This is a genomic window from Streptomyces sp. NPDC031121, assembly GCF_055570615.1.
The window spans coordinates 47,297-72,305 of sequence record NZ_JBVIGV010000022.1; the positions used below are offsets into that span (position 1 = coordinate 47,297).

General features: G+C 77.3%; 20 protein-coding genes. 14 read left to right on the forward strand and 6 right to left on the reverse strand.

The genetic code is table 11. The annotated features are described in order from the left end of the window. Positions 1 to 27: 27 nt before the first annotated feature. Genes ACZ462_RS30815 through ACZ462_RS30830 form a run of 4 tightly spaced genes read left to right on the forward strand, consistent with a single transcriptional unit; the run spans position 28 to position 4,596 of the window. The gene (locus tag ACZ462_RS30815; RefSeq protein ID WP_467808949.1) at positions 28 to 453 is read left to right on the forward strand and encodes a GPW/gp25 family protein; all 426 of its coding nucleotides are present in this window, start codon (positions 28 to 30) and stop codon (positions 451 to 453) included. Beyond that, entirely contained in the window at positions 453 to 2,402 is a 1,950-nt protein-coding gene (locus tag ACZ462_RS30820) for a putative baseplate assembly protein (protein ID WP_467808947.1), read from the forward strand. The genes ACZ462_RS30815 and ACZ462_RS30820 overlap by 1 nt, the downstream gene beginning before the upstream one ends. Then, entirely contained in the window at positions 2,399 to 3,037 is a 639-nt protein-coding gene (locus ACZ462_RS30825; RefSeq protein WP_467808946.1) for a phage tail protein, read from the forward strand. Before ACZ462_RS30820 ends, ACZ462_RS30825 begins: the two co-directional genes overlap by 4 nt. Before the next feature lie 32 nt (positions 3,038 to 3,069). Beyond that, the gene (locus ACZ462_RS30830) at positions 3,070 to 4,596 is read left to right on the forward strand and encodes an NADase-type glycan-binding domain-containing protein (RefSeq protein WP_467808945.1); all 1,527 of its coding nucleotides are present in this window, start codon (positions 3,070 to 3,072) and stop codon (positions 4,594 to 4,596) included. Positions 4,597 to 4,616: 20 nt separating this feature from the next. Here ACZ462_RS30830 and ACZ462_RS30835 read toward each other — a convergent pair whose 3' ends face one another. Both ACZ462_RS30835 and ACZ462_RS30840 read right to left on the reverse strand, forming a co-directional pair. Continuing rightward, positions 4,617 to 5,630 (reverse strand): GNAT family N-acetyltransferase, encoded by a 1,014-nt coding sequence (locus tag ACZ462_RS30835; protein WP_467808944.1) that lies wholly within the window; start codon positions 5,628 to 5,630, stop codon positions 4,617 to 4,619. A gap of 78 nt (positions 5,631 to 5,708) precedes the next feature. Further along, positions 5,709 to 6,308, reverse strand: a complete 600-nt coding sequence (locus ACZ462_RS30840) for a hypothetical protein (protein ID WP_467808943.1) — start codon at positions 6,306 to 6,308, stop codon at positions 5,709 to 5,711. A 177-nt stretch (positions 6,309 to 6,485) separates the two neighbouring features. Here ACZ462_RS30840 and ACZ462_RS30845 point away from each other — a divergent pair, with 177 nt between their 5' ends. The 4 genes from ACZ462_RS30845 to ACZ462_RS30860 all read left to right on the forward strand — a co-directional run bounded on the left by ACZ462_RS30845 (position 6,486) and on the right by ACZ462_RS30860 (position 16,421). Further along, a complete protein-coding gene (locus ACZ462_RS30845; protein WP_467808942.1) occupies positions 6,486 to 8,288 on the forward strand; it encodes a methyltransferase in 1,803 nt (600 codons plus the stop codon). Further along, positions 8,289 to 14,390: a type I polyketide synthase gene (locus ACZ462_RS30850; protein ID WP_467808940.1), complete on the forward strand. Its 6,102-nt coding sequence runs from the start codon at positions 8,289 to 8,291 to the stop codon at positions 14,388 to 14,390. Beyond that, a complete protein-coding gene (locus ACZ462_RS30855) occupies positions 14,387 to 16,135 on the forward strand; it encodes an acyl-CoA dehydrogenase family protein (RefSeq protein WP_467808939.1) in 1,749 nt (582 codons plus the stop codon). The genes ACZ462_RS30850 and ACZ462_RS30855 overlap by 4 nt, the downstream gene beginning before the upstream one ends. Positions 16,136 to 16,247: 112 nt before the next feature. Continuing rightward, positions 16,248 to 16,421: a hypothetical protein gene (locus tag ACZ462_RS30860; protein ID WP_467808938.1), complete on the forward strand. Its 174-nt coding sequence runs from the start codon at positions 16,248 to 16,250 to the stop codon at positions 16,419 to 16,421. Between the two features lie 426 nt (positions 16,422 to 16,847). Here the strand turns inward: ACZ462_RS30860 and ACZ462_RS30865 are convergent, their stop codons facing one another. The 3 genes from ACZ462_RS30865 to ACZ462_RS30875 all read right to left on the reverse strand — a co-directional run bounded on the left by ACZ462_RS30865 (position 16,848) and on the right by ACZ462_RS30875 (position 19,014). After that, positions 16,848 to 17,579: a DUF7873 family protein gene (locus ACZ462_RS30865; protein ID WP_467808936.1), complete on the reverse strand. Its 732-nt coding sequence runs from the start codon at positions 17,577 to 17,579 to the stop codon at positions 16,848 to 16,850. Positions 17,580 to 17,648: 69 nt separating this feature from the next. Next, positions 17,649 to 18,458, reverse strand: coding sequence for an SGNH/GDSL hydrolase family protein (locus tag ACZ462_RS30870; RefSeq protein ID WP_467808935.1), 810 nt, complete (start codon positions 18,456 to 18,458; stop codon positions 17,649 to 17,651). Continuing rightward, entirely contained in the window at positions 18,445 to 19,014 is a 570-nt protein-coding gene (locus ACZ462_RS30875; RefSeq protein WP_467808934.1) for a PadR family transcriptional regulator, read from the reverse strand. The genes ACZ462_RS30870 and ACZ462_RS30875 overlap by 14 nt, the downstream gene beginning before the upstream one ends. Positions 19,015 to 19,116: 102 nt before the next feature. Between ACZ462_RS30875 and ACZ462_RS30880 the strand changes: the two genes are divergently transcribed. From ACZ462_RS30880 to ACZ462_RS30895, 4 genes are all read left to right on the forward strand, one after another. After that, positions 19,117 to 19,605 (forward strand): nuclear transport factor 2 family protein, encoded by a 489-nt coding sequence (locus ACZ462_RS30880; protein WP_468253245.1) that lies wholly within the window; start codon positions 19,117 to 19,119, stop codon positions 19,603 to 19,605. A 310-nt stretch (positions 19,606 to 19,915) separates the two neighbouring features. Next, a complete protein-coding gene (locus tag ACZ462_RS30885; RefSeq protein ID WP_467809971.1) occupies positions 19,916 to 21,025 on the forward strand; it encodes a mechanosensitive ion channel family protein in 1,110 nt (369 codons plus the stop codon). A gap of 155 nt (positions 21,026 to 21,180) precedes the next feature. Next, complete coding sequence (locus tag ACZ462_RS30890) at positions 21,181 to 21,609, forward strand: DUF6153 family protein (RefSeq protein WP_467809970.1); 429 nt, start codon at positions 21,181 to 21,183, stop codon at positions 21,607 to 21,609. A 153-nt stretch (positions 21,610 to 21,762) separates the two neighbouring features. Then, the gene (locus tag ACZ462_RS30895; protein ID WP_467809968.1) at positions 21,763 to 22,425 is read left to right on the forward strand and encodes a DUF305 domain-containing protein; all 663 of its coding nucleotides are present in this window, start codon (positions 21,763 to 21,765) and stop codon (positions 22,423 to 22,425) included. Between the two features lie 39 nt (positions 22,426 to 22,464). Here the strand turns inward: ACZ462_RS30895 and ACZ462_RS30900 are convergent, their stop codons facing one another. Then, positions 22,465 to 23,346 carry an alpha/beta fold hydrolase gene (locus ACZ462_RS30900; protein WP_467809967.1) on the reverse strand — a complete coding sequence of 294 codons (882 nt, stop codon included), beginning with the start codon at positions 23,344 to 23,346 and terminating at the stop codon, positions 22,465 to 22,467. Positions 23,347 to 23,452: 106 nt separating this feature from the next. Between ACZ462_RS30900 and ACZ462_RS30905 the strand changes: the two genes are divergently transcribed. Together ACZ462_RS30905 and ACZ462_RS30910 are read left to right on the forward strand one after the other, a co-directional pair. Beyond that, entirely contained in the window at positions 23,453 to 23,923 is a 471-nt protein-coding gene (locus ACZ462_RS30905) for a MarR family winged helix-turn-helix transcriptional regulator (protein ID WP_467809972.1), read from the forward strand. Positions 23,924 to 24,066: 143 nt separating this feature from the next. Then, positions 24,067 to 24,834 carry a hypothetical protein gene (locus tag ACZ462_RS30910; RefSeq protein WP_467809966.1) on the forward strand — a complete coding sequence of 256 codons (768 nt, stop codon included), beginning with the start codon at positions 24,067 to 24,069 and terminating at the stop codon, positions 24,832 to 24,834. Positions 24,835 to 25,009: the final 175 nt, after the last annotated feature.

Sequence of the window (25,009 nt, forward strand, 5' to 3'; positions counted from 1 at the left end):
CCTTTTCGGACCGTGAGGACGGACATCGTGAGCGAGCACTTCGTCGGCGCCGGGTGGGCGTTCCCGCTGCGGATCGACCCGGGCGGCGCGATCGCCCTGGCCCGCCGCGACCGCGAGGTCGAGGAGGCCATGCGGCTCGTCCTGGCGACCGCCCCCGGCGAGCGGCCGATGCGGCCGGAGTTCGGGTGCGCGGTGCACGACCTGGTCTTCGCACCGTCCAACGACGCGACGGCCGGCCGCATCCGGCACGAGGTGCGCGCCGCCCTGGACCGCTGGGAGCCGCGCATCGAGGTCCACGACGTGGCGGTGACCCCCGCCCCCGACGACCCGGCGGTGCTGCACATCGACGTCCGGTACGCACTGCGCGGCACGAGCAACCCGCGCAGCCTCGTCTTCCCCTTCTACGTGATCCCGCCCGAGGGCCCCGAGACCGACGAAAGCGAACGACACTGATGGCCCTGCCCGCCCCCCGGCTCGACGACCGGCACTTCCAGCAGTTCGTGGACGACGCCAAGCGGTTCATCCAGCAGCGGTGCCCCGAATGGAGCGACCACAACGTCTCCGACCCGGGGGTCACCCTCATCGAGGCGGTCGCGCACATGGCCGACCAGCTCGTGTACCGGCTGAACCGGGTCCCGGAGAAGAACCACCTGGCCTTCCTCGACCTGCTCGGCATGACGCTGTTCCCGCCGTCGGCGGCCCGCGCCCCGGTGACGTTCTGGCTGGCCGCGCCGCAGCCCGAGCCGGTGGTGCTGCCGGCCGGGACGGAGGTGGCGACGGGGCGAACGGAGACCGACGAGGCGGTGGTGTTCGCCACGGACCAGGACCTGGTGCTGGTCCCTTGCGAGCTGGCGCGCCTGTTCACCCAGGGGGCGGGCGAGGCGCCCGCCGACCGCACGGACGAGGTGGCGGCCGGCACGGACGTGCCGGTGTTCGCGGCCGCGCCGCAGCCGGGCGACCTGCTGCTGTTCGGCCTGTCGGCGGCCGTTCCGGCCTGCGCGGCGGTGCTGCGCGTGGACAGCAGGGTCGACGGGGTCGGCGTGGACCCGCGGCAGCCGCCGCTGGTGTGGGAGGCGTGGACCCCGGACGGCTGGGCGCGCTGCGAGGTGTCGTCGGACTCGACGGGCGGCCTGAACCGGCCGGGCGAGGTGGTGCTGCACGTCCCGGCCGGGCACCGGGTGTCGCGGCTGGGCGGCGTGGAGGCGGGCTGGGTGCGCTGCCGGGTGACGGCGGCCCTGCCGGGGCAGCCGTTCTACACGTCGTCGCCGACGGTCCGGGACGCGGCCGCGTTCACCATCGGCGGGACGGTCGGCGCCGCGCACGCCGAAGTGGTGCGGCACGAACCGCTCGGGGAGGCCGAGGGCGTGCCGGGGCAGCGGGTGCGGCTCGCGCAGGTGCCGGTCGTCGGCGAGGCGGTGGTGGAGGTGTCCGACGGGGAGGGCTGGCAGCCGTGGCGGTGCGTGCCCGACTTCGCGGCGTCCGGGCCCGCGGACCGGCACTTCACCCTCGACGCGACGACCGGCGAGATCGCGTTCGGCCCGGCGGTACGCGAACCGGACGGCTCACTGCGGCAGTTCGGGGCGGTGCCCGCGAAGGGGGCGGCCCTGCGCGCGGCCCGGTACGCGGTGGGCGGCGGCCGGTCGGGGAACGTGGCGCGCGGGGCGATCCAGGTGCTGCGCAGCTCCGTCCCGTACATCGCCCGCGTGGAGAACCGGGAGGCGGCCCGCGGCGGGGTGGACGGGGAGACGGTGGCGGAGGCGCGGGTGCGGGCGCCGATCGCGCTGCGCGCCCAGGAGCGGGCGGTGACGGCGCGGGACTACGAGGAGCTGACCCGGCGGGCGGCGCCGGAGGCGGCGCGGATCCAGTGCCTGGCCGCCGGGTCGGACCCGGCGGACGGGGAGAACGCGGTGCGGGTCCTCGTCGTCCCGCAGGCGGTGACCGACCGGGGCGGGCGGCTGCGCTTCGAGCAGCTGGTGCCCGGGGAGGAGCTGCTGGCGCGGATCTCCTCGTTCCTCGACGAGCGGCGGCCGCTGGGCACCCGGCTGGCCGTCGGGCCGCCGTTCTACCAGGGTGTGACGGTGGTGGCGACGGTGCACTGCTACCGGGCCGCGGACGCCGACCGGGTCCGCGAGGAGGCGCTGGACGCGCTGTACGCGTACCTGGACCCGCTGACGGGCGGCGCGCTGGGCCGGGGCTGGCCGTTCGGCCGGTCGCTGCGCTCGGGCGAGGTGTTCGCGGCGCTGCAGCGGGTACCGGGCGTGGAGCTGGTGGACGAGGTGCTGCTGCATCCCGCGGACCCGCTGACGGGGCGGCGCGGCGACGCCACGGACCGCGTCGACCTGGGGCCGTCGGCGCTGCTCTTCCCGTTCGACCACCGGGTCCGCGTCATCGAGGCCCGGTGAACGGCGCTGCGGCCGCGGGCGGTGCCGGGCGGGCGCCGTCGGCCCGGGGCGCGGTGGCGGGCCTGGCGTCACCGCACCCGCTGGGCGAGGCGCTGCCGGCCGTGTACGCGGACGACGACCTCGCCCAGCGGTTCGTGACCGGGCTGGACGCCATGCTGGCGCCGGTGTTCAACGTCCTGGACTGTCTGGAGGCGTACTTCGACCCGGCGCTCGCCCCGGCGGACTTCGTCGACTGGCTCGCCGACTGGGTCGGGGCCGAACTCGCCGGAACCGAGCCGCTGGAGGCGCGCCGTGCGGCGGTCGCCGCGGCCGCATCCCTGCACCGGCTGCGCGGCACCCGCCGCGGCCTGGCAGAGGCGGTGCGGCAGTCCTTCGGGGTGTGGCCGCAGATCACGGAGAGCGGCGGCTCCGCCTGGTCCGCGAAGCCGCTCGGCCCGTTCCCGGGCTCCCCGCGGGCGGCCCTGCACGTCCGCCTGGCCCTGCCGGAGCCCGGGCCGGCCGACGTGCACCGGCTGCACGCGGTCGTGGCAGCGGCCCGGCCGGCGCACCTGCCGTTCACCGCGGAGGTGGTGGCCGGGGCGGACGCTCCGGTCGCCGCGGCCGGCCCGCCGCCCCCTACGCCCCCTGCCGTCTGACCCGTACGCTGCGGAAAGGAACCGCCAAGACCATGCCCGAGACCGGGACCTCCCCCTGCCCCGAGTGCGCGGCACCGACCCGTACGAGCGGCCAGTCGTTCTGCGACTCCTGCGGCGCGTTCCTGCGCTGGGACGCCGCCGGCGCCCCCCGCGGCGGCCGGACGGCCGGAACCGCCTCCCGCGGCGCCGCGGACCCGGCCGAGGCGGAGACGCAGCCGCTGCCCGCGGTACCGCCGACGGCCGACGGCCCGGCCCGGCCCCTGCCGGCGGGCCCGGCCGAGGAACGGGAGCCGGATGCCCCGGACGCCTCCGGCGCGCCGGGCCGTACGGGCAGCCCGGCACCCGGGCGTGACCCGGACGACGGGGCCGGCTCCGGCACGGCGGGCGGCGCTGCGCGGGGCCCCGCCGGCGGGCCGGCCGCGGAACGGGGGCCGAGGCAGCGGACGGACGCCGACAGCGGGGCGGAGGACGCCCGGGACCCCGCCCGGGAGGTCCACGGGCAGTCGGACCCCGCGCCGAAGCAGGCGCCCGAGCCGCGCACCGAGCCGGACCCGCGCACCGGGGGCCGCCGGGCCGCGGACCCCGCCGCGGACGGCGGCGGTGCGCGCCCGGAGGGCAACGGCCCCTCGGGCCGCAAGGCCGACCCCGAGCCGTCACCCGCACCGTCCTCACCCGCAGCGGCCCCCGTGCGGCCCCGCCCCGGGGCGGCAGCCTCCGCGGACGCCGCGCGGGCCCTGCTGGTCCCCGTCCCGGCAACCGAGGCCGGCCCGGAGCCGGGTGGCGCCCCGGGCACGGTGCTTCCGGGGGTGCCGGAGGCGGCCCGGCCGAGGGTGCGGGCCCCGCAGCCGGCCGACCCGGGCCCGCAGGGCCCGCCGTGCCCCGCTTGCGGCACCCCCAACCCGCCCCTGCGCACGTTCTGCCGCTCCTGCGCGAGCCGGCTGCAGGACGCCCCGCACACCCGAGCCGACGGACCGTTCGCGGGACAGCGGCCGCGGCTCGACCGGGGCAGGCGCCGCTGGACCGTCCGGGTCCTGGTCGTGGCGGGGCTCGCCCTGCTGCTCGTCGGCGGCGTGATCGGCGGCCCGCCCGCGGTGCGCGCCGTGCAGGACCACTTCGCCAAGCGGGTCGCCGTTCGCCCGACCGGCTGGAGCGCCTCGCACTCCGGGGCGGGCCACGGGCCGGAGCTGGTCTTCGACAGCTATTCCAACACCTGGTGGGGCACCGGCTACGCGGGCGACTCCAACGGCCAGTACCTGCAGGCCGACTTCGCGCAGCCGGTGGACCTCCTGGCCGTGCTGGTCACGCCGGGCACGTCCAAGCGGCCGGGCCAGGCCGCGGACCAGGCGCGGCCGCAGGAGGTCGACCTGGTCGTCACCGACTCCGCGGGCCGGACGAAGACCGTGCACAAGACCCTCGACGACGGCGGGGTGCAGCGGGTCGAGGTCCGCCGCCGGGACGCCGTGTCGGTGCGCCTCGTGCTGCGGTCGGCGTACGGCGCCGGCGCGGACCGCCAGGTCGCGGTCGCGGAGGTCGAGTTCTTCGGCCGGTCGCGCACCTGAGGCCGTGGTCGGCGGTGCGGTCAGTGCGCGGCCGGGGCCTCTGGTTCGTCGGTCCAGCAGAAGGACTGGACGAGCCAGCCGCCGCCGTCGGCCCTGCCCAGCCGGAACGTCTTGCGGCCCCAGCCGGAGAAGGGGGTGCCGGCGCGGACGCCCCACTTGGCGTACTCGCCGGTGCGGGTGGCGGTGGCGCCCGCGACGAGGGTCGTCGCCGCGACCTCGGCCTCGGTGAAGTCGGTCAGGTCCGGTCCGTTGAGCAGGGCTTCGCGGGGGGCGATGAAGGATTCCGTGTCCATCCGGTCGACGGTGCCGTCCGGGTTGACCCGCTCGATCACCGCGCCCGGCGCGAGGACGGCCCGCACCCCGTCGAGGGTGACGGGTCCGCCGCCGCGGCGGGTGAAGGCGGCGTAGAAGGCGGTGACGGCGGCGTCGACGGCCCGTTCGTCGGCGGAGCGCGGGCTCGGCCGGCGGTGTTCGGCGGCGAGTACCGCAAAGTGGAGCCGGTCCTGCCAGGCGCCCTTGCGGTGGACGTCCTGCCGGGCGACGGCCTCCAGCCGCATGCCGACGCGCCGCATCAGGGCGGCGGAGGCGGTGTTGCGGACCGTGCACACGCCGGTGACGCGGTGCCAGCCGAAGGTGTCGAAGGCGAGCCCGAGGGCGGCCGTGACGGCCTCCGCCGCGACGCCCGTGCCGTGGACGTCGGGGTGGAAGACGAAGCCGATCCCGCCGGTCAGCGGCGCCCGGTCGTCGCGTCGGAGCAGCACCTCTCCGACGACGCGGCCCTGCGCCGCCTCCACCGCCAGTGCGAGCCGGTCCCCGGGGGCCGCGAGCGCCTGGCCCGCCGCCAGCCGCTCCAGGGTCCTCCGCGTCTCCTCGCGGGTGTGCGGCGCGTGCGGCAGGTGCCGGGCGATCTCGGGCATCGAGCGGTAGGCGTGGACGGCGTCGAGGTCGTCGGCGCGGACCGGCCGCAGCGCGAGCCTGCCGGTGCGGACGGGGTAGTCGGGCTGTGGCGGCGGGCGGTCGAGCTGCTCGGTCATCGTGTCCCCCTCGTACGGTCGGTCGGGCACACTGTGCCACCCGCCCGGCGGTCCTGCACCGGTGGGGCGGGCCCCGGATCAGCCGCCGCTGCCGCCTTCGCCGCGGCGGCTCGCGGCGATCAGCACGGCGAGGGCGAGGAGCAGCGCCGACCACAGGGCCGGCACCAGCGGCGTTGCGGTGCCCTCCACTTCGGGGGCGGCGCGGCGCCGGGGGTCGTAGGAGACGCGGACCTCGCCGCCCGCGGGCGCGGCGATCCTGTCGTCCTCGAGGAGGTCGGGGTAGCCGCCGGGGCAGTCCAGGGACAGCCGGTGCAGGGTTCTGGGCGGCGGGGCGCCCTCTCCGAAGGAGTCCTGGTGCGTGGAGTCGACGGCCCGGACGGTGCAGAGGGCAGTCTCGGGACGGGCAGCCGCCCGGTCCGCGGCGGTCACCGCGGCCAGCATCGCCAGGGCCAGCAGCAGGCTGCCGAAGACACCGCGGGCCCCGCCGACGAGGAACAGGTGGGCGACGGCGACCGCGGCCGCGAGGGCGGCGCCGCCCACGAGGGCGAGCCCGCCGGAGGGGGCGGCCTCCGCCGAGAAGTACCAGTGGGCGCACCCGTACAGGGCGGCGGGCCCGGCCGCGCAGGTGGCGATGCCCGCCCACCACCGCGCGGAGCCGCCGCGGGCTGCCTCCGCCATCCCGAACACCCCCCGCCCGGGAGGACGCCGCCGCAGGGCCGCCGGTTGCGTCCGGCGGCGGGGCTTCCGCCTGCCGACCTGACAACTCCGCCGCCGATCCTGCGGCGCGGCCCCCGCCCGACCGTAGGTTCTGCCCGCGGCGCTCCACCGTGGCGCGCCCGGACGAGGGGGCGACGGATGATCCGACAGCAGGCCGGTCCCACGGCCTTGGCCGAGGCGGACCTGGCGGCGATCAGCGGTGCCGCGGACCTCGTCCGCACCTCGGGCACGGTCTCCCGGATGCTCCGTACGCTGGCGCCGGCCCTCGGCGACGGCGAGCGGGAGTCCCTCGGCGCCTGGTGCGTGCCCGCGCACGCCGCCGTCCTCGTCTTCCCCACGGCGCCCGGGCAGTTGGCGGAGGCCCTGGCGGGCCTGGGGCTGGCGGCGTCCGGCCGGCCGACGCCCAGCACCGTCGTACGGGACCGGCTGCGCGCCCGCTACGGGATCCGCCCGGACGCGCTGGACGTGTCCATCGTGCGGGCCGCCGTCCCCACGGAGGACGGCGGGCTCGGCGAGGTCGAGGTGTTCTCCCTGCCCGTGCCGCCGGCGGCCGGCCCCGGCGCCGGTTCCCCGGGCGGGTCCGGCGCGGAGACCGGTGCCTGCCTGCACCACCTGGTGCGGCGCGAGCGCGCGGAGCGCAACGAGGCGCACGTCGCGTTCCGCGTCACCGCCGCGGACGAGGTCGTCTTCGCGGGCCTGCGGTTCCTGCTGGTGGAGCGGGCCGGAATGCGGCCCGACGGCGGCGGCTACAACCCGCACGAGGACGTCACCGTGCTGTACTTCCGCTCCGCCGCGCCCGCCGGGACCCCGTACGCGCGGCTGGAGCTGCTGATGCCGGGCCGCCGCACGTCCGCGCTGGCCGCGCACCGCCTGGTCGAGCGGGACGAGCCGGGCAGGACGCTGCTGGAGCTGATGACGGGCGCCTGGCGGACCCAGGCCATCGCCGTGGCCGCCGAGTTGGGGGTGTTCGACGCGCTGTCCGCCGACGCGGGCGGGCCCGTCCCCGTCGCCGGCCTCGCGGCCCGCGTCGGGGCCGACCCGGACGGCCTCGACCGGCTCCTGCGCTACCTCGCCACCCTCGGGCTTCTCGCGGGACCGTACGGGCCGGGCGCCGACACGTACGCGCCGACCGGCCTCGGCGAGCTGCTCCGCGCCGACGCGCCGCACTCGATGCGGCCGCTGGCGCTGATGTACGGCGGCCCGTTCTACGAGTCGTTCGGGCAGCTGCTGTACGCGGTACGCACCGGCGGCGACGCCTTCGAGCACCACTTCGGCGCCCACCACTTCCCCTACTTCGCCGAGCACCCGCCGTGGGACACCGCCTTCGACCGGTCCATGCAGGCCAGTTCCCTCATGTTCGGCCCGATCCCGGCGGTCGTCGACCGGCCCGGCGTGGACGTGGTCGTCGACGTGGCCGGCGGCAACGGCGAGCTGATGAAGCAGATCCTCTCCGCCTCCCCGCGGCTGCGGGGCGTCCTGCTGGAGCGGGAGCACGTCGTGGCCGCCGCCCGCGAACGGCTGCGTGAGGCGGGCGTCGCCGACCGCTGCACGTTCCGGGTCGGGGACTTCACCGAGGCCGTGCCGGGCGGCGGCGACGTGTACGTGCTGTCGCGGGTGCTGCACGACTGGGACGACCGCGGCTGCGCCGACATCCTGCGGCGGTGCGCCGAGGCGATGCCCGAGGAGGCCGAACTCCTGGTCGTGGAAAGGCTCCTGCCGCCCGACGGGGAGAACTCCCTCGCCGTCGCATGGAACCTGCACATGCTGTGCAACGTCGGCGGCCGCGAGCGCACCCTGGAGCACTACCGGCGCCTGCTCGCCGAAGCCGGGTTCGACCTCGTGGAGACGGCGCCGCTGCCGCTCGACGGCTCCCTGCTGCGGGCCCGCCGCAGGAACACCGCCGCCGCCTTCCCCGTCCCCTCCCGTACGGAGCCCGCGTAGATGGCAGTCCACGTGCACGACTACCTGACCACCCCCGAGCCGGCGGGCCCCGGCGCCGCCTGGACGACGCCCCGGCCCACCCTGACCGAGGTCTTCGCCGCCGCCGTCGCGGCCGGCGGCGACCGGACCGCCGTACTGGACGCGGGCGGCGCCCGGTCCTGGCAGGCGTGGCGGGCGGACGCCGACGCCTTCGGCCGGGCCCTGCAGGACCTCGGGGTGCGCCCCGGCGACGTGGTGGCGGCGCAGCTGCCGAACTCCTGGGAGTTCCTCGTGGCGCACGTCGCGGTCGCCGCCGTCGGCGCGGTGCTGCTGCCGCTGCACAGCACGCTCGGCACCCGCGAGGCGGCCTCGCTGCTGGAGCGGACCGCGGCGCGGGCCCTGCTGCTGCCGGCGGCCGCGGAGCCGCCGGCGCGGTCCGGGCTGCCCGCGCTGGAGTTCGTCGTCCCGGTCGGCCCGGCCCCGGACGGCGCGGGAGCCCCGGGCGGCGCGGGGTCGTACGAGGCGCTCGTGCGGGCGCGGCGCGGACTCGCCCCGCGGCCCGTGCCGGTGACCGCCGAATCGCCGCTGGTCCTGATGCCCTCGTCGGGCACCACCTCCGCCCGCCCGAAGATCTGCATCCACACGCACGGCGGGCTCCTCGGCAACGCGGTGGCCGCCGCCCGCGAGGGCGGCACCGCCGCCGGGGACACCCTGCTCAGCGCAAGCCCCTTCACCCACCTCTTCGGGCTGTTCTCCGTGCACCTCGCGCTCGTCGCCGGGGCCCGGCAGGCGGTGCTGCCCCGCTGGGACGCCGGGGCGTTCCGGCAGCTCGCGGCGGCGAGCCGGGCGAGCGTCCTGTTCGCCGTGCCCGCCCAGCTCCGCGACCTCGCCGAGTCCCCCGAACCCGTTGCGCATCTGCGCGAGGTCCGCACCGGCGGCGCCGCCGTGCCCGCGTCCCTGGTGGCGGGCGTGCGCAGCGCCCTGGGCGCGGCGACCGTCGTGCAGTGGGGCATGTCCGAGGTCGGCGCCGGCCTGAGCACCTCGCCCGACGACCCGGTCGGGGTCGCCGCCCGCAGCATCGGGCGGCCCGTCGGCGAGGGCCGCGTCCGGGTGGTCGGGGAGGACGGCCGCCCCTGCCCGGTCGGGGAGACCGGCGCGCTGGAGTTCCACGGCCCGTCCCTGTTCCGCGGCTACCTCGCCGACCCGGAGGCGACCGCCGAGGCCATGACCCCGGACGGCTGGCTGCGCACCGGCGACCTGGCGTGCCGGTACGAGGACGGCACGATCGGCTACCGCGGCCGGCAGGCGGAGCGGATCAACGTGGGCGGGCTGAAGTTCACGGCCTCCGAGGTCGAGGCGCTCCTCGCCGACCTGCCGCAGCTCGCCAACGCCGCGGTCGCCGCCCGGCCCGACGACCGGCTCGGCGAATACCCGGTGCTGCTGGCCCAGTTGCGGACCGGGGCCCGGCTCACGCTGGAGGACGTACGGGCGCACCTCGCGGCCAAGGGGGTGGCCGCGTACAAGTGGCCGCTGGAGCTGGTGACGGTCGCGGAGGTGCCCGTGACCCCGACCCGGAAGGTCGCCCGCGGGCGGCTCGCGGCCCTGCTGGCGCTGCCCGCGCGCAAGACCGTGGCCGCCTGGGCGCAGCAGGTCGCCGCGCTGCCTGAGCGCGAGGCGCTGGACGCGGCGATGGCGCTGGTGCGGGAGCAGGCGGCCGAGGTCGGCGGAGCGGCACTCGGCGCCGCCGACGGCGGCAGGAGCTTCCGGTCCGCCGGGCTGGACTCCCTCGGCGCGGTGCGGCTGGCCTCGGGGCTGGGGGCGCGCACCGGGCTGGCCCTGCCGACGACGGCCGTGTTCGACCATCCGACGCCGGACCAGCTCGCCCGGCACATGGTCGCCCTCGCCGCGGGCGCCGCCGACGGCCCGGCCGGCCCGGAGACGGACACGGCGCACCGCGCCTCCCCCGGCCCCGCACCCGCCGCCGGCCGCGGCGGGGACGACGACGACCCGATCGCCGTGGTGGGCATCGGCTGCCGCTTCCCCGGCGGCATCGCCTCCCCCGAGGACCTGTGGCGGCTGCTGGCCGAAGGCGGCGAGACGGTGGGCCCGTTCCCCGCCGACCGCGGCTGGGACCTCGACCGCCTCCACCACCCCGACCGCGGCCGCGCGGGCACCTCGTACGTCCGCCACGGCGGCTTCCTCGACGGCGCGGCCGACTTCGACGCCGCCTTCTTCGGGCTCTCCCCCCGCGAGGCCCGGGCCATGGACCCGCAGCAGCGGCTGCTCCTGGAGACGGCCTGGGAGGCACTGGAGCGGGCCGGGATCCCCCCGGCCTCGCTGCGCGGCACCGCGGCCGGCGTCTTCGTCGGCCTGATGTCCTCCGACTACGCGCCGCGCCTGGCCGAGGCGCCCGAACTGCACGACGGGCTGCTGCTCACCGGCAACGCCTCCAGCGTGGCCGCGGGCCGGATCTCCTACACCCTCGGGCTGACGGGTCCCGCGCTCACCGTGGACACCGCCTGCTCCTCCTCCCTGGTGGCCCTGCACCTGGCCCGGCAGGCGCTGCTGCGCGGCGAGTGCACGGCGGCCCTGGCCGGCGGGGCGACCGTGATGGCGACGCCGGCGTCGTTCGTGGACTTCAGCCGGCAGGGCGCCCTCTCCCCGGACGGCCGCTGCCGGGCGTTCTCCGCCGCGGCGGACGGGGCCGGCTGGTCGGAGGGCGCGGGCGTCCTGGTCCTGGAGCGGCTGTCGGCGGCGCGCCGGGCGGGGCGGCCGGTCCTGGCAGTGCTGCCGGGGTCGGCGGTCAACCAGGACGGCGCCAGCAACGGGCTGACCGCTCCGAGCGGCCCGGCCCAGCGGGAGGTCGTCCGCCTCGCGCTCGCCGACGCCGGCCTGGAGCCGGCCGACGTCGACCTGGTCGAGGCGCACGGCACCGGCACGCCGCTGGGCGACCGGATCGAAGCGGAGGCGCTGCTGGCCTCGTACGGGCGCGGTCGCGCCGCCGATGAGCCGGTGTGGCTGGGCTCGCTCAAGTCGAACATCGGGCACACGCAGGCCGCGGCGGGCGTGGCCGGGGTCATCAAGGCGGTGCTGGCGTTGCGGCACGGCGAGATGCCGCGCTCGCTGCACGCCGAGGAGCCGACGCCGCACGTCGGCTGGGCGGCGGGCGGGGTGCGGCTCCTCGCCGCGGCCAGGCCGTGGCCGCGCCCCGCGGACGGGGGCCGGCGGGCCGCGGGCGTGTCCGCGTTCGGCATCAGCGGGACGAACGCCCACGTCATCGTCCAGGACCCGCCCGAAGCCGCCGCGGGCGGGCCGCGCACCGCGGGGGCGCCTGCCGGGCCGGAGGCGGCCGCGGCCGTGCCGTGGGTGCTGGCGGCGAAGGACCGGCCCGGCTTGCGGGAACTCGCGGCGCGCCTCGCGCGGTCGGCGGGCGGCGCCGCACCCGCGGACGTGGCCCGGGCGCTGGTCGTGCACCGCGCTCCCGGCGACCGTGCCTTCCCGCGGCGCGCCGTCGTCGTGGGGAACGGCGCGGGCGCGCTGCGCGCCGGGCTCGCGGACCTGGCCGCCGGCCGGGAGAACCCGCGCGTCGTCACGGGGGCGCCGCCCGCGGCCGGCCCCGGCCGGACCGTGTTCGTCTTCCCCGGCCAGGGCGCCCAGTGGGAGGCGATGGGGGCCGCGCTGCTGCGCGAGTCGCCGGTCTTCGCGGAGGCCGTGCGGGCCTGCGACGCCGCGTTCGCACCCCACCTGGACTGGTCGGTGGCGGCCGTGCTGCGGGGCGAGCCCGGTACTCTGCCGGCGGACCGCGTCGACGTGGCGCAGACCGCGCTGTTCACCATGATGGTGTCGCTGGCGGCGCTGTGGCGGTCGTACGGCGTCGAACCGGACGCGGTGGTCGGCCACTCGCAGGGCGAGATCGCCGCCGCGTACGCCGCCGGGGCGCTGACCCTGGAGGACGCGGCCCGGGTCGTCGCCCTCCGGGCGCGGGCCGTACGGCGGCTGCCGCGCGGGGCGATGGCCGCGGTGTCGCTGCCCGCCGCGGTGCTCGCGGCCCGCCTGGCGGGCCGCGGCGGGCCGCCGCTGGCGGTCGCCGCCGAGAACGCGCCGGACGCCTCGGTCGTCGCCGGCGAGCCCGGTGCCGTGGACGCGCTGCTGGCCGAGCTCGCGGCGGAGGGGGTGCGCGGGCGGCGGATCGCGGTGGACTACGCCTCGCACTGCGCGGCGGTGGAACCGCTCAGGGCGGAGCTGGCCGAGGGCCTGGCCGGGCTCGCGCCGCGGCCGGTGGCGACGCCGTTCCGGTCGACGGCGGGCGCCGGCCGGATCACCGGGCCGGAACTCACCGCGGACTACTGGTACCGGAACCTGCGCAACCCGGTCGCGTTCGCCCCTGCCGTCGACTCGCTGCTGGAGTCGGGGTTCCGTACGTTCGTGGAGGTCGGACCGCACCCCGTGCTCACGTACGCGGTGCAGGCGACGGCCGAGCGGGCGGGGGTCGAGGTGCTCGCCGCGGGCAGCCTGCGGCGAGGCGACGGCGGACTCGGCCGGTTCCTGCTGTCGGCGGCCGAGGTGTACGTCCACGGCGCGGCCGTCGACTGGGCGGCGGCGTGCGGCGGCCCCCGGCCGGGTCCGGTCGAGTCGCTGCCGACGTACCCGTTCCAGCGCCGGCGCTACTGGCTGGCCGCCCACAGCCCGGCCGGTGCGACGTCCGACCAGACGGTCGCGCCGACCGCCGTGCTGCCGGACGACGCCGCGCACGCCCCGCAGACCGCGGGCGCGCCGGTCGGACCCCGGACCGCAACCGAACCCGCCGGGCTGCCGGACGACGCTGCGGACGCCCCGCACGACGCGGACGAAGCGGGCGGGCCGCGCAGCACCTCCGAACTGCTGGCGCTCGTAAGGGAGTCGGCGGCCGCCGTGCTGGGGTACGCGGACGCGGACTCCGTCGACCCCGACCGCCCTTTCCTGGAACTGGGCGCCGGTTCGCTGGCCGCGGTGGAGCTGCGCGGGCGGCTGGCGCGGGCGCTGGAGCTGTCCCTGCCGTCGACCGCGGCCTTCGACCATCCGACGGCCCGCGCTCTCGCCGCCCACCTGGGCGAGCGGCTGGAGCACGCCCGGCCACGCGACCGCGACTCCGCGGCGCCGGGGGCGCGGCCCGTCCCGGACCGGTCCGGCGACGGGGCGCCCGCCGAGCCCGCCGGAGCGGCGGGGTCCCTGCCCGACGGGCTGTCCGCGCTGTTCCGGCAGGCCAGCGCGGCGGGCCGCGGGGCCGTCGCCGTGGACGTCCTGTCCGGGGCCTCGCTGCTGCGGCCGTCGTTCACGGCAGCGGAGGCCGCCGGCCGGGGGCCGGACCCCGTACGGCTGGCAGGCGGCCCGGGCGGGCCGGCCCTGGTGTGCCTGCCGTCGCTGGTCCCGACGGGCGGGCCGCACGAATACGCCCGGCTGGCCGCCGCCTTCGCCGGACGCCGGACCGTACTCGCCCTGCCCCAGCCCGGGTTCGGGCCGGGCGAGGCGCTGCCCGCGGACCTGCCGGCCCTCGTCGAGGCGCACGTCGCGGCGCTCGGGCGGCGTACGGGCGAGGGGCCGGTGCTGCTCTGCGGGCACTCGTCGGGCGGGTGGACCGCCTGGGCCGTCGCCGCGCGCCTCGCCCGGGAGGGCCGCCCGGCGGCCGGGATCGTCCTGCTCGACACGCCCTGGTACGAAGGCGCGGTGCCGGCCGACGGCCTCTCGCTCGTGCTGGCCGCCGCGGAGCGGCGGCGCCGGGAGGCCGGCGACCACGGCGCCATCGGCACGCACCGGCTCACCGCGACCGGCGGCTACCTGCGCCTCCTGCGCGGCTGGCGGCCCGGCCCGCTCGGCGCGCCGGTGCTGCTCGTACGGGCCCGCGAGCCGATCGGACCGCCCGCGCCGTGGCGGCACCCGCACACCGCGGCCGAGGTGCCCGGCAACCACTTCACCATGATGGAAGCCCACGCCGGGGAGATCGCCGCGGCCGTCGAGGCCTGGCTCGCCGGCCCGCGCGGCGCCGCCGTTCCGGCCTCCCCCGGCCGCGCGTCCCCGGCGGACGGCGCCGCGCACGGCCGGGACGTCCCGCAGCACAGCCGAGCCGACGAGGAGACGGCCCCGTGACCGACCCCGACCTGCCCAAGCTGTTCGAGGACCCGGTCTTCGACGACCGGGCCGCCGACCCGGCGCGGCCGTGGACGACGACGTACCGGCGGCTCGCCCATCTCAACGCCCGGACCGGCTCTGCCGGGCCGCTCCTCGCGGGCGGGCCGGAGGACCGGCAGCGCCTGCGCGACCTGCTGGAGTTGACGGCGATGGCCGACCCGGCCGCTTTCCACGTGCTGTTCCTGCACCAGTGCATGGCGACCGGAGCGGCACTCGACTTCGGCGCGGACCCCGAGGACGTCGCCGCGCTCGCCTCCGGGCGGGCCGTCGGGGCGGCGCTGATGACCGAGGCCGGCATCGGCAACAGCAGCGCCGCCGTGCGGACCGAGGCCGTGTACGACCCGGTGGCCCGCGAGTTCGTGCTGACGACACCGGATCCGGCCGCGGCCAAGTACCCGCCGAACGTGGGGATGCCCGGCCTGCCCCGCCTGGCGGTGGTCGGGGCCCGGCTGCTCGTGGCCGGCGCCGACCGCGGGACGTGCCTGTTCCTGGTGCCGCTGCACGGCGAGGACGGCGCCGCGGGCGTCACGGTGGCGCCGCGGCCCCGGACGTCGCTGCTGCCGCTGGACTACGCGGCCGTGCGGTTCGACGGCGTACGGATCCCCTACCGCCGGTGGCTCGCCGACGGGGCCTCGATCTCCGAGTCCGGTGGGTTCCACGATCCGCTCGGCGACCCGAGGCTGCGGACGGCGCGCAGCGTCGGCTGGGCCCGCTTCGCCTGGGGTGCGGTGACGGCCGGACTGGCCGCGGCGGCCCGGGCGGCCGTCGCGATCGCCCTCCCGCACGCGGCGCGCAGGAACACCGTGGACCGGTGGGGTGTGGCGGCGGCGGCGCTGACGCGCCCCAACCAGCAGCGGCTGCTGTTCGGGGCGGCCGCCCGGGCGCTCGCGGCGACGGAGTACGCACGCCGGATCACGGACACGGCGTGGCGGCTGGCTCCGGGCGGGGGCCGCGGAACCGGCCTTCCGCCGCGGACGATGGGGGAGCTCGCCCTGGCGAAGGTGGCGGTGGACGTGCTGGCCGACGAGGCGGTGGCCCGCTGCCGGGCCGCGTGCGGTGCGGCGGGCTTCTTCTCGGAGAACCGGCTCGTCGACTACCAGGCGCTCACGGCGGCCTTCCATGCGGCGGGCGGGGACAACCAGTTGATGCTGCTCGACGCCGCATGGCGGATGGCCTCCGGCGACGGCTGCACGCCGCCCCGGGCCGGTGCGTCCGCGACGGCTGCCGGGGCGGAACCGGACTGGCCGCTGCTGCTGGCGGCCCGGGAGCGCGCCCTGTACGAGCGCCTGACGTCCGCGCTGGCCGCGGCGGCGGCCGCCGGGCGGGACCCCTCCGAGGCGTGGCACGAACGGATCGGCCTCGCCGAGGAGTTCGCGCACGCGCACCGGATCCGTGTGACGGTGGAGGCGGTGGCCGCGCACTGGCGGCGGCCCGGTCCCCTCGAGGGGGCCGGGGAGGAGGCCGTGCTGCCGGACCTGTTCCGGCTGCTGGCGGTGGAGGCGGTCCTGCCGCACGCCGACTGGTACGAGGCCCGCGGCCTGCTGGCCGGCGGGGCCGCGGAGGCGCTGGACGCGGACCTCGCCGCGGTGTGCCGCCGGCTGCTGCCGCACGCGGAGTTGCTGGTGGGGCTGCTGGACGTGCCGGCCGCGATGGTGCGGGGTCCGCTCGGCGGCCGGGACTACGTACGGGACCTGACGTCGTGAGGTGTGCGTCACGCGGCCCTCACGAAGTGCCACTACTCTTCGTGTTTATCTTGCGCCGTTCCGGTTACATCAGCAGATGACGGACAATCAGCTTCCGACGGAAGGCAGGAACATGACCCTTGTCACCGCGCTCATCCTCGTCGCGGTCCTCGGCAGCATCGCCCTCCTCGCCCTGGCCCCGGCGGCACCCTCCGGGGACGACACGGGCCGCGAGGAGGGCCGCAAGGACACCCCGCGGTTGAAGACCGTCCCCGGCCAGCGGAGCGCCCGCCACCACACCGGCTGACCGTGTCCCCCGGATGCCCGCAGGGGCTCCGTGCAAACGTGGCGGAGCCCGGGAGCGGACCCAGCTCCCGGGCTCCTGTGTGCCACCCAATTGCGCACACCGGCGGCGTTTAAGAGTGCGGATCATTCTGAAGCCGACGTGTTCTGCCTTTGAACTACCGTGCCATGCAGAGGCACAGGATGGACTTGAACCACCATCCGTCGGCGATCGTCCGCACCCGGTCGATCCGGTGTTCGGCGGCGAATACTGAGACTGGAGCGAGAATCTGAGATTGACGGGGCCGCCTCTGCCAGGTTTGGGCCACCCCGGCACGTGCGCCGGGGGGAGGATTCGAACCTCCACGTTGACACCCCGAAGTCAGTTTCGACTTCAGTTTCAGCCTGCGCTTTCGCGCACCCTCCCGCTCGAAGGAGGGAGATCGTAAGACTACCCGAACAGGTAGCCGAACACGGCGTCGCCGACGCGCTGGTCGGTGACCTCGACGCCGTTGGCCTCTTCGCGGGCGAACTTGACGGCCTGCTGGAGCTTCTCCACGCGGTCGAGGAGCTCGTTCACGCGGCGGGCCGGCAGCGCTCCGGAGAACTTCACGGTCGTCCAGTAGCCGACGGGGACGTCCTCGTAGTACACCTCCACCTGGGCGGGGTGCTTGTCCGTGGCCTCCGCCTTGACGTGGTTGCGCGGCACCTTCCGGGTGCGGATGGTACGCACCGGCTCCGTCTTCCAGGAGTCCGTCGACGGGTCGAGGGTCCAGGCCTCGGAGGCGTCCAGCACGGGCAGCTTGCGGACGAAGGTGTGCAGGTCGGTGAGCTGCTTCTCCAGGAAGAGCAGGTAGGGCACGGGCACCTGCGGCAGCAGGACCCTTCCGTCGACGACGACGTCGGCGGCGGCCGTGCGGTTGGCCCAGTCCTTCGTCGCGGTGACGTCGAACAGCCGCGTCAGGGTCGCCGCGGTGGCGCGCAGCACGTCCTCCGCCTTGACCTGGACCCGGGTGGACTCGGGCGGGAGCTGCTCGCCCTCCTCGTCCTTGGGCTGGTAGGTGCGGGATATGCCCGCGAGCAGGGCGGGCTTCTGGACGTCGTGGTGGGCGTCGGTCAGTTCCTGGAGGGACTTGGACTTGACGCCCTTCTCCACTGCGATGATCTGGTTCAGCTTCGGCACCCGTCGAACGTACCAGCGGGCGCGCGTCCGGCACATCGTCTTTTTCTCCCCGCCGGTCCTGCCCGGGTCCTACAGGGGGCGCAGTTCGGGGCGTTTGGGGTGGCGGCCGGTGCCGGAGGAGCGTCCGCGGACGCGGCGGGCGAGCCACGGGCCGAGGAACCCGGCGGCCCAGCGGAGTTCGGCGGCGGCGGCCTGCCCGCGGGCGGGCGGCGGCACGGGCGGCAGGGGGTGCGTCCAGGAGTCGTCGCTGCCGGGCACGCCGAGGGCGTGGGCGACGGCGGCGGCGATCCGCGCGTGGCCGACGGGGCTCGCGTGGAGCCGGTCCGGGCTCCACAGCCGCGGGTCGGTGACCACCGGGGGGTGGGCGGTCTCGGCGACCACCACGCCGTGCCGGCGGGCCGCCTCCCGGATCCGGTCGTTGAGGGCGGTGACGCGGGGCGCGAACGGCCGGGCGAGCGGGGTGATCCGCGAGACGTCGGGGAAGGTGACGGTCGCGACGCGGGCGCCCTGCGCGGTGAGCGCCGCGAAGACCGCCTCCAGGTGCCCGGCGGCCTCGTCGGCGTCGAACCGGGGCCGCAGCAGGTCGTTCATGCCGGCGACGACGGTGGCCAGGTCGGGGCGCAGGGCGAGCGCCGGGGCGAGCTGCTGGGAGCGGACGTGGCCGGCGAGGCGGCCGCGGACGGCGAGGTTGGCGTACTCCAGGCCGGGGTTGTGCGGGGCCAGCAGTTCGGCGAGCCGGTCGGCCCAGCCGCGCAGCCCGGAGGTGTCGTCGCCGTCGCCGACGCCTTCGGTCTGGCTGTCGCCGAGCGCGACGTACCGCCTGCGCGGCCAGGGCGCGGACGGCGGCGGGTCGGCGGGGTGCGGTTCAGCGGTCGGCACGGGCGGCCTGCCTTTCCCGGAGGACGGCGGCGGTGCGTTCGCACCACTGCCGGTTGACCTGCTCGTAGGCGAGGCCCGCGAGGCAGGTGAGGTACGGGCCGACCCGCTCGCCGCGGCGCAGGAACTCCTCCTCGGTGCGGCTGCCGCGCATGGCCTCCAGGAGCCGGGTGAAGAGGTCGGCCTTGGCGCGGGCGAAGCCGGCGCGCTCGGTGAGCTGCGCGATCAGGGGCGCGGTGTCGACGTGGTCGGCGGAGTGGACCTTGACGACGAGGTCGTCCCGCATGAAGGACGGCTTGGCGGTCTCGGCGGTGAACCGCTCCAGTTCCGCGAGCCCCGTGTCGGTGACGGTGAACAGGCGCTTGTTGGGGCGGGAGTCCTGGACGACCTCCCGGCCGGCGACCAGGCCGTCCTTCTCGAGGCGGGCGAGTTCGGCGTAGAGCTGCTGGGGCAGCGCGTGCCAGAAGTTGGCCACGCCCATGCCGAAGGACTTGGCCAGCTGGTAGCCGCTCAGCTCGGCGTCGAGCAGGGCCGCCAGCACGGCGTGGCGCAGCGCCATGGGGTGCCTCCCGTTGATCGCGGCGCCCTTCCTCCGCCCGCGCTCTGGGCAGGGGCGCCACCGCCATGATACTCAGGAATCTGACTAGTCATCTTCTTGAGTATGACCGAGGACCGGCGGCCGAGTGCCGCGGAGGGACCTGGAGGGGCCTTGAACGCAGCAGACCGTTTCCGAGCCGCCGTCGAAAGCCGCGACCACGCGGCGCTGAAGGAGCTGTTCACGGAGGACGTCCGCCTGTACAGCCCGGTGAAGTTCACCCCGTTCGAGGGGCGCGCCATGGTCCTGGGCCTCTTCGGGGTCCTGCTGCGCACCTTCGAGGACTTCCGCTACGTGGGGCGCTTCGACGGCACCTCGCAGACCAGCACCGACGACGCCGAGACGGCGTCCGAGGTGCTGCTGTTCCGCACGACGGTGAACGGCCGCGAGATCCACGGCATCGACCTGCTCCACTTCGCCGAGGACGGCCGGATCAAGGAGTTCACCGTCATGGTCAGGCCGCAGTCCGCGGTCCACGCGCTCGGCGAGGCGGTGCTGGCGGGCCTGGTCGAGGACGGCCTGGTCCCGGCGGGCGGGAGCCCGGCCGGCGACTGACCGGGCGCGGGGGGGGGGGGGGGGGGGGGGGGGGGGGGGGGGGGGGGGGGGGGGAGAGGTGGGGGGGTGGGGGGGGGGGGGGAGGGGGGGGAGGGGGGGGGGGGGCGGGGCCGGCAGCAGGATCCCCCCCCCCCCCCCCCAGCCCTGCCCACCTGCGTCGCCGCCGCCGGGATGCGGCAGGATGGCCATCCGTTCCGGGTGCGCACACGCGTGCGCCCGAACTCGGCTGTACGCACGACGAACTGACAGGTGGCAAGGTGACGACGACTCATACCCCGGCGCGGCTCCCGGCGGCATCGGAGGGCGTCCGTTGACCCGGGGTCTCGTCCTGGGCGACTGGCTGGCGGCCGGCATCGCGCTCGTGGCGGGCGCCGCGGCCGCGCTCCTGCTGCGGGCCGTCCTCAAGCGGCTGGCGAAGCACGCCGCCAAGACCAAGTGGGCCGGCGACGACATCATCGTCGACGCCCTGCGCCCCGTCGCGCCGGGCGCGGCGCTCATCGCGGGCGCCGCGGTGGCGTGTTCCACGCTGCCGCTGACGGCCCGGCTCTCCGGCCTCGTCAACGACTCGCTGACGGCCCTGCTGGTCCTCATCGCCACGCTCAGCGCGGCCCGGGTGATCGCGGGCCTGGTGCAGTCGGTGGCGTCGTCCCGGACCGGCGTCGCCGGGTCGGCGAGCATCTTCGTGAACATCACGCGGGTCGTGGTGCTGGTGATGGGCTTCCTGGTCGCCCTCCAGACGATGGGCGTGTCCATCGCACCGCTGCTGACCGCGCTCGGCGTCGGCGGCCTGGCGGTCGCCCTGGCCCTCCAGGACACCCTCGCGAACCTGTTCGCGGGCGTGCACATCCTGGCGTCGAAGACGGTGCAGCCCGGCGACTACATCCGCCTCAGCAGCGGCGAGGAGGGCTACGTCGTCGACATCAACTGGCGCAACACCGTGGTCCGCAACCTCTCGAACAACCTCGTCATCATTCCGAACCAGCGGCTCGCCCGCACCAACATGACCAACTTCACGCAGCCCGAGCAGCCGCTGACCATCCTCGTCCAGGCGGGCGTCGGCTACGAGAACGACCTGGACCGGGTGGAGCAGGTCACTCTGGAGGTCGTCGACGAGGTCATGGCCGAGGTGGGCGGCGCCCTCCCCGAGCACGAGGGCGCCGTCCGCTTCCACACGTTCGCCGACTCCCGGGTCAACTTCACGATCATCCTGGGCGTCGGCGAGTTCAGCGACCAGTACCGGATCAAGCACGAGTTCATGAAGCGGCTGCACCAGCGGTTCCGGGCCGAGGGCATCTCCATCCCGGCCCCCACCCGCACGGTCTCCGTCCGCGGCGACGACCTCCACGCGGCGCCGCGCCACGCCGCGGTCCCCCACCAGCGCGAGGCGTCCCCGTCCCCCCTGGCCGACACGGCGCGCTGACGGACAACCCCCGCGCCCGCCCGGCAGCGCGAGCCGGCTCCGGGCGGCACGAGCCGGCTCCGGGCGGCGCGGGCGGGCGCGCTGCGAGTGCGGGCGGCGCGTACGCGGGGCGGGGCGCTGCGCCCGGCCCGCGGCAGTACCCGTACGATGACCCCGTGACCAGCACCGGACAGCCGCTCGGCCCCCGCCCCGCGGGGCGCGCCTTCGTGCTGCTGGTGCTACTGGTCCTGGCCGGCGTGCTCGGCATGCACGCCCTGCCGCCGAACCCGGCCGCGGCCGCGCACACCGGCGCCGGGCGCACAGCCGACCGGCACGGCGGCCACACGCCGGAGACCGGCCGGGCGGAACCCTCCCTGGCATCGGCCACCGACTGCTCGCACTCGGCCGACGGCTCCGGCCACCTCGCACACGCCGACGCCACCTGCGCGGCGGCCGGCACGGCCTCCGCCTACGCTCCCCCCGCCCTGACCGCCGCGCTCGCCGGCGCCGGGGCCCCGCCGTTGCCCTCCGGTGCCGCGGCGGACGACGGCACGGCGGGCCGGGCCCCGCCCGACCTGGCGGAACTCCAGCTCCTGCGGATCTAGAGCGGCCCCGCGCGGCGCATCCTGCCCCGACACCCGTCGGCGGCGGCCGCACCGCGCTCCCGCCCCTCGACATCCGTTTCCCGCGCAGTACCCCGTACGGGCGCCCCTTCGGGCCGCGTCCTCGTCCCGGGCTGTGCAGCAAGGAGTTGCCCCATGAGCAGCAAGCGTTCCCTCGCCCGCCGCACCGCGGCCGTCCTCGCGGCCGGAGCGGCCGCCCTCGCCCTGACCGCGTGCGGCAGCGACACCGCCGACGGCAGCAGCGGATCCGCCGGGCACAGCGGACACGGCGCCGCCGCCTCGCCGTCCGCCGCCCCGTCGGCGCCCGCCTCCCCGGCCGGGCACAACGCGGCCGACGTCGCCTTCGCCAAGGGGATGATCCCCCACCACCGGCAGGCGGTCGAGATGTCCGACCTGGCCCCCTCGCGCGCCGCGTCGGCGGAGGTGAAGAAGCTGGCCGAGGAGATCAAGAAGGCCCAGGACCCGGAGATCCGGACGCTGTCCGGCTGGCTCGCCTCGTGGGGCGAGCAGCCCCCCGCCGAGGGATCCGCGGACCACTCCGGCCACGGCGGCCACGGTGCCGGCATGGCCGGCATGATGACCGCCCAGGAGATGGAAGGCCTGAAGTCCGCCTCCGGGAAGGCCTTCGACACCGTCTTCATGGAGCTGATGATCAAGCACCACGAAGGCGCCGTGGCCATGGCCCGGACCGAGCAGTCCCAGGGCACGTCCGCCGAGGCGAAGGCGATGGCGCAGGCGATCATCACCTCGCAGACCGCCGAGATCACCCACATGCGGGAACTCCTGGGCAAGAACTGACCGCCCGGCCCGCCCGGCACCCGCCGGGCGGGCCGTCCGCTATGCGCCGCCGTCGAGGAAGGCGCCGATGCGCGCCAGTGCATCGGGGGGCAGGGCCGTCGGAAGCGCGAAGTGGGTCAGCCCCGGCAGCGTCTCGACCCGGGCATGCGGGACCGCCGCGCGGGCACGGGCCGCCACGGCCCCGGCCCGGTGGGCCGCACTGCGCTCCGCGAGCAGGACCAGCAGCGGCGCGCGCAGGGCGGAGGGGTCCGGGCGGCGTCCCGTCACCGGCCGCTGCCCGGCGAAGGCCTCGGCCGCGTACGCGAACAGGCGCTTGGCATCCGGATCGGCGGCCGTGCCGGCCGTCTCGCGGTCCACGTACGCGAGCGCCCGGGCGGCGGTCGGCCGCAACAGCAACGGCAGCGACCGCAGCAGGAAGCCCGGGCGGAAGCCGGCGAAGCACTGCGTCGGGTCGAGCAGCACCAGCCGGTCCACCCGGTCGGGGCGCCGGAGGGCGTGGCTCAGGGCGATCCAGGCCCCGTACGAGTGCCCCACCAGGTGGGCGCGGCCGGCGCCGACGCCGTCGAGGAGCGCGTCCAGCCAGGCCGTCAGATCGTCCGGGGTGCGCAGGGGCCGCCCCTGCGGGACGCTGTGCCCGGCGTCGCGGAGGATGTCCGCGGCCAGCACGCGGTGGCGCGCGCCGAGCGCGGCGGCCGTCCGGAACCAGACGGCGCCGGTGGCGCCTCCGCCGGGCAGCAGGAGCACGGGCGGGGCGCCCGCGGGCCCGTGGGCGTGCACGCGGGTGGTGCCGTAGGGCGTGGGGACGTCCAGCTCCTCGGTGCCCGCCGGCCAGCGGGCGAGCAGCGCGTCGTACGCGGCGGAGAACCGCGCCTCGGCGGAGGCACCGGGCGGCGGCACGGACACGGGCAGGGGGTCGGGCACGGTGCCTCCCAACGGGCGACGGCGGTTGACCCATTCTCTCGCCCGGCGAGATAATTGCCAAGTGAGTGATTCCGATTCCGCGACGCCCCTGCCCGACGGCCCCGAGATGCGGCTGGTCCACCTGCTGCGCGCGGTCACCGTGGAGTTCGACCTGCGCGGGGCCGACTTCGCCGCCCGCCACGGCCTGCACCCGACCGACCTGCGGGCGCTGGTCTTCCTGCTGGACGCCGCCCGCGCCGGCACCCCGGCCACCCCCGGCCGGCTCGGCGCCGCCCTGCGGCTGAACTCGGCCGGCGTGACGTCCCTCCTCGACCGGCTGGAGCGGCAGGGGCTCGTCCGCCGCAGCCGCGACGAACGCGACCGCCGGCGCGTGCTGGTGTCGGTGGAGCCCAAGGCGGTGGACCTGGGATGGTCCTTCTTCGGCCCGCTCATCGGCCGCCTGGTCGACGCCGCTGCCGGTTTCACCCCGGGCGAGCTCGACGCCGTCCACCGCTACCTGAGCGCCGCGCTCGGCTCGGCGTCGGAGCCCGCGCCCGCGGCGCCGGGACCGCAGGACCCGCCGGACCACGCCGTGTGACGCCGCACCCCCGGGCGGACTCCCGGCGGCGGGAGTTCCTCCCGTGACGGCCGGGAACCGCTTCGGCCCGCGCCGCGTGGTTGCTGCGGGGAACGGCAGGACCGCCGGGGCCCGTGTAAGCCGAGGCGGAAGGGCAGGCCGGTATGACCAGCGACAACGAGGAACCCGGAAGAACGACCCCGCCCGCATGGCCGGGCTTCCACTCGGTGCCCCACCGCGGCGTCGACCCCGGGCAGCGCCTGGTCTTCCCCGCACCCGTGCCGGCCGCGCTCCGGGCGCTCGGGGACCCCGTCCGCGCCGCGGGCTGGCCGGCCCGGCCGGCGTTCCGCAGCTCGCGGATCACCCTGCTCGACACCCTGTGCCACTGGCAGACGGTGCGTGTGCTGGCGTACGTACGGGCCCTCGCCGCCGGGGCCGCGGAGACCCGGCTGCTGGACGGCCTGCGCGTGGTACCCGGCCCGGAGACCGCCGCCCACCCCGACGCGCCCGCCCTCGTGGAACGCCTGGAGGCGGCCGCCCTCGGCCTCCCGCCGCTCCTGCTGGACGCGGTCGTCCGCGACGCCGGCGGACTCCTCGCCGACGACCGGTTCGCGGCTCCGATGGTCGCCGCGGGCCTCGCCGCGGACTCGCGGCCCGCGGACGCCGACGAGGCCGCGGCCCGGGCGGCCGTCCTGACCGGCTACTGGTACGAGATGCCCGCCCTGCGGGGCGGGATCGCCCTGGCCGGGAGCGCCAACGCGTTCGTCCGCTCCTGGCTGTGGTGGTCCGCCAGCTTCACCTACGGCGACCCGGCGGGCGGCATCGGCATCACCACCGACCCGCCGTCGCCCTTCCCGACCGCCCCCGCACTCCCCGCCTGGGCGACCCCCCTCCTGGCCGCCGCGACGCCCCGGCCGGCGGACGGCGCGTAGCGCCCGCGAGGCGAGGGGGAGGACGGGAACCGATCAGCCGGGGTCGGCGGGGAGGCGGCGGGGTGGTTTCGGCGGGAGCCGGGCGGGGGTGGGCGGGAGCCGGTGAGTCCGGGTCGGCGGGGAGGCGGCGGGGTGGTTTCGGCGGGAGCCGGGCGGGCGGGGCAGGGGAGAGACG